This window comes from Sphaerisporangium aureirubrum (genome assembly GCF_042658925.1).
Taxonomy (GTDB): domain Bacteria; phylum Actinomycetota; class Actinomycetes; order Streptosporangiales; family Streptosporangiaceae; genus Sphaerisporangium; species Sphaerisporangium aureirubrum.
Map to the genome: position 1 here is coordinate 125962 of NZ_JBHSRF010000017.1, position 7064 is coordinate 133025.

Here is a 7064-nt window from a genome sequence, read left to right on the forward strand (position 1 = left end):
ACGGCCAATCACCCCAAACCACCACGATGCCTCATCCCGGAAACCATGCGCGCGAGCCTGCTCGTCGCCGGATTCGCGGTTACGCGTCGCGCCGGTTCAGCATCAGGGCACCGAAGAGAAGGGACGCCGCCGTCCAGGCCGCGAGGACGCCCAGGCCCGCCCAGGGAGGCAGCGGCAGGGTGTCGAGATCGGTGGTGGCCTGGATGGCGAGGCCGGCGTTCATGGGGGAGATCTGCCAGAGGCGGCGCTGCCAGCCGGGGTCGGAGACGGTGAGGAGGAGGATCGGGAAGACGTAGAGGAGAGCCAGGACGGTGCCTATGGCGGTGGCGGAGTCCCTGACGGCGGTGGCGAGGCCCAGGCTCAGCAGGGCGATCAAGGTCAGGTAGAGGACCGAGCCCAGGGTGGCGCGGAGGGCCGGGCCGTCGGTCAGGGACAGAAGGGACCGTCCGGGGGGCAGGGCGAGGGCGGTGTGCGGGAGGGTCAGGTGGGCCGCCAGCAGGGACACCAGGACGGCGACGGTGCCGGTGATCAGGGTCAGGGCCGTGACGAGGATGGCCTTGGCGGTCAGGACGGTGGTACGGCGGGGCATCGCGGTGAGGGTGGTGTGGATCATGCGGGTGCCGTACTCGGTGCTGATCACCAGGACGGCGAGCATGACCACGGCCGCCTGGCCCAGCCGGACGCCGGCGAGGCTCAGGGCGGGGACGTCGTAGGAGCAGCCGGACGGGGGGCAGGTGACGGCGGCCGTGGCGGCGGCGCCGGTGGCCGCGGTCAGGGCGACGACGGCGAGGAGCAGCCAGGGAGTGCCCCGGGTGGTGCGGAGTTTGGTCCACTCGGCGTGCAGTGCCAGTCTCATGCGGCGCTCCGGCGCAGGCGGATGACACCCAGGGTGAAGGCCAGGGCGGTGTAGGCGGACAGGACGGTCAGGCCCGCCCACGGCGGTAGCGGGTGGAAGCCGGCCACGGGGGCGTAGTAGGCGATCACCTGGGGGTAGGCGGGGATGCTCTGCAGGATCGCGAAGCCCGCGGCGGGGGTGAGCCGCAGGAGCCACTCCGAGGCGGCCTGGGGCAGGACGGAGGTGGTGGCGAGGACGTAGGGCACGACGAGCACGGCGATGCCGACGGTCACCGCGAGGACGGCGCGCCGAAGGACGGCGCCGAGGGACAGCACCAGGACGGCGGCGAGGGCCAGCAGGGCGGCGGCGCCGAGGACGACGCGCAGTCCGGTGAGAAGGGACACCGGGAGGACGTGGTTGCCGCCGGCACGCAGCAGCCGGGTGCCCAGCAGGACCGTGGCCGCGGAGGCCGCCCCGGTGGTGACGAAGGTGACCGCGGCGAGCACCGCGGCCTTCGCCGCCAGCAGGCAGCCCCGTCGCCCCGGGGTGGCCAGCAGGGTGGTGCGGATGAGGCCGTGGCGGTACTCGGCGGTGATGTACGCCGTCGCCAGGACGATCAGGGCCGTCAGGGCGAGGAGGAGGCCGGGGAGGGTGTTCTCGATCTTCTGGCCGGTCAGGAGCGGGGCGATGTCTCCCGATCCGGTCAAGGTGACGGTGCCGCGGGACTCCTTGAAGGCGGGCAGGTGGTCGAGGCGCCTGTCCTCGGGGCCGATGTTCCGGGCGGTCCACGGGGTGGTGGTGCGTCCCCGGAGGGTGACGTTGTCGAAGACGGCGGTGGTCTGGGTGAAGCGGGACGTCGCGGCGGCGCCCAGGACGCCGGGCTTGACGGTGAGGTCGCCCGGGGAGGCGACGAACAGGGCGACCCGTACGGTTCGCGGGAGTCCCGGTAGCCGGGCGGTGCCGACCTCGGTCCATCGCGCGCCGTCCGGGGACTCGTGGCCGGTGAGGGTGTCGCCGGTGCGGGTCAGGCGGAGCCAGCGCGGGGAGCCCGCGGTGACGCCGCCGGGGCGGCCGGGGGTGTCCTCGGTGAAGTCGTGCTGCATGCGCACGCCGTGGCCGCCGGTGAGCATCAGCGCGGCGTAGGCCGAGCCCTGCCGGGTGCTCTCCTTGATCATGATGCCGGCCTTGGCCCACGGCACCAGGCCGGAGACGATCGTGTCGTGGTCCGGCGGCGGGTACACGATGACGCCGGTCATGGACGTCAGGCGGGCGGTGATGGCGCCGTCCCCGGTCAGCGCGCGGTGCGCCAGGTAGAACCCGTCCTCCACCGCCGCGCCGGACGGCCCCGCCGGAGGGGCGGGGCAGGGCAGCGCGCGAGGACCGCCGCCGCACGTCGTCCTGCTGGAGGCCGCGGCGAGCGCCCCGAGCAGTACGGTGACCAGCGCGGCGACCGCCAGGCCGGCCACCCACCCCCGGACCGTGCGGAGCTTGGTCCACTCGGCGTGCAGGGACCATCCGAAGCCGGGGGTTCGCACGGGTGATGCCGCCATCGCCGCCGAGGGTGACGGACCGGAAGCCGCCGGGACCGGCGGGGCCGGCGCGGGGGTGTCCTCCGTCATGCGTCTCGCCTGCGCAACCGGGCGGCGGCCAGGCCGAGGGCCAGGGCGGTGTAGGCGGCGAGCACTCCCAGGCCCGCCCAGGGGGGCAGCGGGTAGAAGCCGCGGGAAGGGGCGTAGTGGGCCACGACCTGGGGATACTCCGGGACGCTCTGGAGGATCGCGAAGCCGGCGGCGGGGGTCAGGCGCATCAGCCACCGGGCCGCGCCCTCGGGGAGGGCGGCGACCGCCAGCAGGTACGGGAGCACGATCAGCGCGATGGCCGCGGTGGTGGCGGCGCCGCGGCGGAACAGCGCGCCGAGGGCGAGGGCCAGGACGGCGGTGAGGGCGAAGAAGATGGCGGCGCCGAGGATGACGCGCAGTTCGGTCAAAGAGGAGACGGGGAGGATGTAGTTGCCGTTGGCGCGCAGGACGCGCAGTCCCAGGGGAAGCACGACGGCGGACGCGGCCAGTGCGGCGACGAAGGTGACGCCACCGATCACGACGGCCTTGGCGGCGAGGATGTGGCCGCGCCGCGGGGTGGTGAGCAGGGTGGTGCGGATCAGGCCGCGCCGGTACTCGCCGGTGACGAACATGACCGCCACGACGATCACCGGGATCAGCGCGATCGCCACGCCGTTCAGGGGGCCCTCGAACCCGCGGCCCTGCAGGAGCGGCGCGATGTCGCCGGATCCGGTCACGGTGAGCGTGCCACCGGCGTCGAGGACTCCGGCCGGGCGGTGGTAGCGCTCCCAGTCGGTCCTCATGCCGTCGTCGCCCACCGCCTCACCGCGCCACGCTCCCCCGGACGTCGCCCCTCGCAGGGCGACCTGGTCGAAGACCCCGCTGGCCTGGGTGAAGCGCACCTGGCCGCTGCCGCCGAAGGGGCCCGCCCGCACCGTCAGGTCACCGGGTGAGGCGACGAACAGCCCGATCCGCACCGTGCGGGGCAGCCCGGCCGGCCGGGCGGTGCCGACCTTGGTCCACCGCTCGCCGTCCGGGGACTCGTAGCCGGTGAGCGTGCCGCCGGAACGGGTCAGCCGCAGCCAGCGCGGGGACTTCGCGGAGACGGTGCCCGCACGGCCGGGGATGTCGTGGACGAAGTCGTACTGCATGCGTACGCCGTTCCGGCCGGTGAGCATCATCGCCGCGTAGGCCGAGCCCTGCCGGGTGCTCTCCTTGATCATGATGCCGGCCTTGGCCCACGGCACCAGGCCGGAGACGATCTGGTCGTGACCCGGCGGCGGGTAGGTGATGATGCCGGTCATCGCGGTCAGGCGGGCGGTGATGGCGCCGTCCCCGGTCAGCTCCCGGTGCGCGAAGTAGAACCTGTCCTCCACCGCCGCGCCGGACGGCCCCGTCGGAGGGACGGGGCAGCGCTCCTCGATCGCGCCCTCGCCGCACGTCGTGTGCATGCCGCCCGCGAACAGCAGTCCCAGCGCCACCGTCACCAGCGCCGCCGCCGCCATGCCGGCCACCCAGCCGCGGACCGTGCGGAACTTGGTCCACTCCGCGCGCAGCTGCCATCCGAAGCCGTGCCGCCACCCGGCGCGCGAACCGGGGCGGCGCGGGGTGAGGGTCGCGGTCATCGGGCCTCCTCCGTGGCCGCGCGGAACTGGACCGCGTCCCGGGTCAGCTCCATGTACGCCTCCTCCAGCGTCGCCCGGTGCGCGGAGACCTCGGAGAACGGCACGGCGTGCGCGCTCAGGCGCGCCACGACCCGCTCGGCCGTCAGGCCGGACACCGTCAGCGTGTCCAGGCCCGCGGCGGTCACGGTGGCCCCCGCCTCCTCCAGCACCACGACCGCCTCCGGCCTGGACAACGTCCGCAGCGTCACCCGGTCGCGGGCCACGCCGGCCAGCAGCTCGTGCACCGCCGCGTCGGCGATGACCCTGCCGCGGCCGATCACCACCACGTGCCCGGCGGTGTCCTGCAACTCGCTCATCAGATGGCTCGACACCAGCACGGCCCGCCCCTGCGCCGCGAGGCCGGCGAGGAACTCCCGCATCCACACGATCCCCTCGGGATCCAGCCCGTTGAACGGCTCGTCCAGGATGAGCACCGACGGGTCGCCGAGCAGCGCGGCGGCGACGCCGAGCCGCTGCCGCATCCCCAGCGAGAACCCGTCCGCCCTGCGCCGCGCCACCTCCCGCAGCCCGGCCTGCTCGATCACCTCGTCGACCCGCCGCGCGGTCAGCCCCTGCGAGTGAGCCAGCCAGAGCAGGTGGTTGCGCGCCGAGCGGGACGGCTGGAGAGCCCCCGCGTCCAGCAGCGCCCCGACGTGCGTCAGCGGGCGGCTCAGGCTCCGGTACGGCCGCCCGCCGATCAGCGCGGTGCCCCCGTCGGGCGCGTCCAGGCCGAGGATGACCCGCATCGCGGTGGACTTGCCCGCCCCGTTGGGGCCGACGAACCCGGTGACGTGCCCCGGCGTCACGGTGAAGGACATCCCGTCCAAGGCCACGGCAGGGCCGTAGCGCTTGCGCAGGTCGGTGACTTCGATGGTCGATTCCATGTGCAAGGTTGTACGGACCCGCCCATAACGGGGCTCGAACGGCCGCTGTCATGTCCCTGTTAGGTGCGGCGCGCCATCCTGGAGGCCCGCACGACACCGGGGAGAAGACCGAATGAGACGCCTGGCGCTGCCCGCGCGCACCGCACGCCTGCGGTTCACCGCCCTGTACGGCTCGCTGTTCCTGTTGTCCGGGGCCGGGTTACTGGTCATCACGAACCTGTTCGGGCTGGCCGCGGTGGGGAACAGCAGGGCCGTGCCCGGTCAGGTCCGGCCCTCCGGGCAGGCCGCGCTCGCCGCCGCCGAGCGGCACATCATGGCGCTTCAGGCCGAGCTGGAGGGGCTGCACGCGGCGCAGGCGCGGCAATTGCTGCTCGGGTCGCTGCTGGCGCTCGGGGTCATGGCGGTGGTGTCGGTGGCGCTGGGGCGGACCGTCGCGGGGCGGGTGCTGCGGCCGTTGCGGACGATCACGGCGACGACGCGGCGGATCTCGGCCGACAACCTGCACGAGCGGCTGGCCGTGCCCGGGCCCGCCGACGAGGTGAAGGCCCTGGCCGACACCATCGACGGGCTGCTGGAACGCCTGGAGACGTCGTTCGCCGCGCAGCGCCGCTTCGTGGCCAACGCCTCGCACGAGCTGCGCACCCCCCTGGCGACCATGCGGGCGTCGCTGGACGTGGCCGTGGCCAAGCCGGGGCCTGTGCCGGCGCAGACGGTCGCGCTGGCCGGCCGGCTGCGGGCCGAGCTGGACCAGGTGGACCGGCTGCTGGAGGGCTTCCTCACGCTCGCCCGCAACCAGCACGGCGACCTGCCCGGCCGTGAGGCGGTGTCCCTGGGCGATGTGGTGTCCGGCGGGCTGGCCGCCCGCGCCGCCGACATCGCGCGCAGGAACCTGGCCGTCGACGCCGGGGACGTCGGCGGCGACGCGTGGACGCTCGGCAGCCGCACGCTGCTGTCCCGGATGGCCGACAACGTGATCGACAACGCGGTCACCCACAACCGGGACGGCGGGTGGATCCGGGTCTCGGCGACGGCCGGTCACGCGACGGCGCGGCTCGTCGTGGAGACCGGCGGCCCGGTGCTGGCCCAGGAGCAGGTGGCGCTGCTCGCCGAGCCGTTCCGGCGTCTCGGCGCGGACCGCACCGGCTCCGACCGGGGCTCCGGCCTGGGGTTGTCGATCGTCGCGTCCATCGCCGCGGCGCACGGCGGCACCCTGGACCTGTACGCCCGGCCCGAGGGCGGTCTCCGGGTCACCGTCACGCTGCCCCTGGCCACCGAGCGGGCGGGGGTCCCGGCGTGAGGGTGCTGGTGGTCGAGGACGCGCGGTCCCTCGCGGCCGTGCTGGCCGAGGGGCTGCGGGACCAGGGCATGGCCGTGGACCTGGCGTACGACGGGCTGGAGGCGGCGGCGAAGCTGGACGTCAACGCCTATGACGTGGTGGTGCTGGACCGGGACCTGCCGGGGATCCACGGCGACGCCCTCTGCCAGATGATCACCGACAGGGACGACCGCGTCATGGTCCTGATGCTCACCGCCGCCGGGTCCCCCGGCGACCGCGTCACCGGCCTCACCCTGGGCGCGGACGACTACCTGGCCAAGCCCTTCCACTTTCCCGAGCTGGTGCTGCGCATCCGGTCCCTGGCCCGCCGGCGCCCCTCGGCCCGTCCCCGCACGCTGCGCGCCGCCGGGATCGAGCTGGACCCGTCGCGCCGCACCGCCACCCGCGACGGCCGTCCCCTGGAGCTGTCGGTCAAGGAGTTCGCCCTGCTGGAGGCCCTGCTGCGCGCCACCCCCGCCTTCCTCAGCACCGAGGACCTCCTGGAACAGGTCTGGGACGAGCACGCCGATCCGCTGACCAACACGGTCACCGTCACCATCGGCCGCCTGCGCCGCAAGCTCGGGGCTCCGCCGGTCATCGTCACCACACCCGGCGTGGGGTACCGCCTCGGTTAGGGCCCTTACCGGAGGGCGCCCGGGACCGGTGGTGCGGTCCCGGGCGCCTTGGCTCAGATGTTGATCCTTCCCGATCCGGCGCCGCCGGTGACGATGGACTTCACCTGCGAGGGGGTGTCACAGGAGTAGGAGTAGGGGATGGAGGCGACGCTGCCTCCGGTCTGCCCGGCTC

At 74.3% G+C, this 7064-nt stretch carries 6 protein-coding genes; 2 read left to right on the forward strand and 4 right to left on the reverse strand.

The window, feature by feature from the left end:
- Positions 1 to 79: 79 nt before the first annotated feature.
- From ACFP1K_RS15200 to ACFP1K_RS15215, 4 genes are all read right to left on the reverse strand, one after another.
- Complete coding sequence (locus ACFP1K_RS15200) at positions 80 to 856, reverse strand: ABC transporter permease (RefSeq protein ID WP_380752660.1); 777 nt, start codon at positions 854 to 856, stop codon at positions 80 to 82.
- A complete protein-coding gene (locus ACFP1K_RS15205) occupies positions 853 to 2385 on the reverse strand; it encodes a hypothetical protein (protein WP_380752663.1) in 1533 nt (510 codons plus the stop codon). Before ACFP1K_RS15205 ends, ACFP1K_RS15200 begins: the two co-directional genes overlap by 4 nt.
- Positions 2386 to 2450: 65 nt before the next feature.
- On the reverse strand, positions 2451 to 4019 hold the full coding sequence (locus ACFP1K_RS15210) for an ABC transporter permease subunit (RefSeq protein WP_380752666.1): 1569 nt from the start codon (positions 4017 to 4019) through the stop codon (positions 2451 to 2453).
- Positions 4016 to 4942, reverse strand: a complete 927-nt coding sequence (locus tag ACFP1K_RS15215) for an ATP-binding cassette domain-containing protein (protein ID WP_380752668.1) — start codon at positions 4940 to 4942, stop codon at positions 4016 to 4018. Before ACFP1K_RS15215 ends, ACFP1K_RS15210 begins: the two co-directional genes overlap by 4 nt.
- A gap of 112 nt (positions 4943 to 5054) precedes the next feature.
- Between ACFP1K_RS15215 and ACFP1K_RS15220 the strand changes: the two genes are divergently transcribed.
- Positions 5055 to 6239 carry a HAMP domain-containing sensor histidine kinase gene (locus ACFP1K_RS15220; RefSeq protein ID WP_380752671.1) on the forward strand — a complete coding sequence of 395 codons (1185 nt, stop codon included), beginning with the start codon at positions 5055 to 5057 and terminating at the stop codon, positions 6237 to 6239.
- Positions 6236 to 6892 (forward strand): response regulator transcription factor, encoded by a 657-nt coding sequence (locus ACFP1K_RS15225; RefSeq protein ID WP_380752674.1) that lies wholly within the window; start codon positions 6236 to 6238, stop codon positions 6890 to 6892. Before ACFP1K_RS15220 ends, ACFP1K_RS15225 begins: the two co-directional genes overlap by 4 nt.
- Positions 6893 to 7064 lie beyond the last annotated feature (172 nt).

Coding starts and splice junctions, on each gene's coding strand:
- ACFP1K_RS15200 (WP_380752660.1), bottom strand. CDS start 856: ATGAGACTGGCACTGCACGCCGAGTGGACCAAACTCCGCACCACCCGG.
- ACFP1K_RS15210 (WP_380752666.1), bottom strand. CDS start 4,019: ATGACCGCGACCCTCACCCCGCGCCGCCCCGGTTCGCGCGCCGGGTGG.
- ACFP1K_RS15215 (WP_380752668.1), bottom strand. CDS start 4,942: ATGGAATCGACCATCGAAGTCACCGACCTGCGCAAGCGCTACGGCCCT.
- ACFP1K_RS15205 (WP_380752663.1), bottom strand. CDS start 2,385: ATGGCGGCATCACCCGTGCGAACCCCCGGCTTCGGATGGTCCCTGCAC.
- ACFP1K_RS15220 (WP_380752671.1), top strand. CDS start 5,055: ATGAGACGCCTGGCGCTGCCCGCGCGCACCGCACGCCTGCGGTTCACC.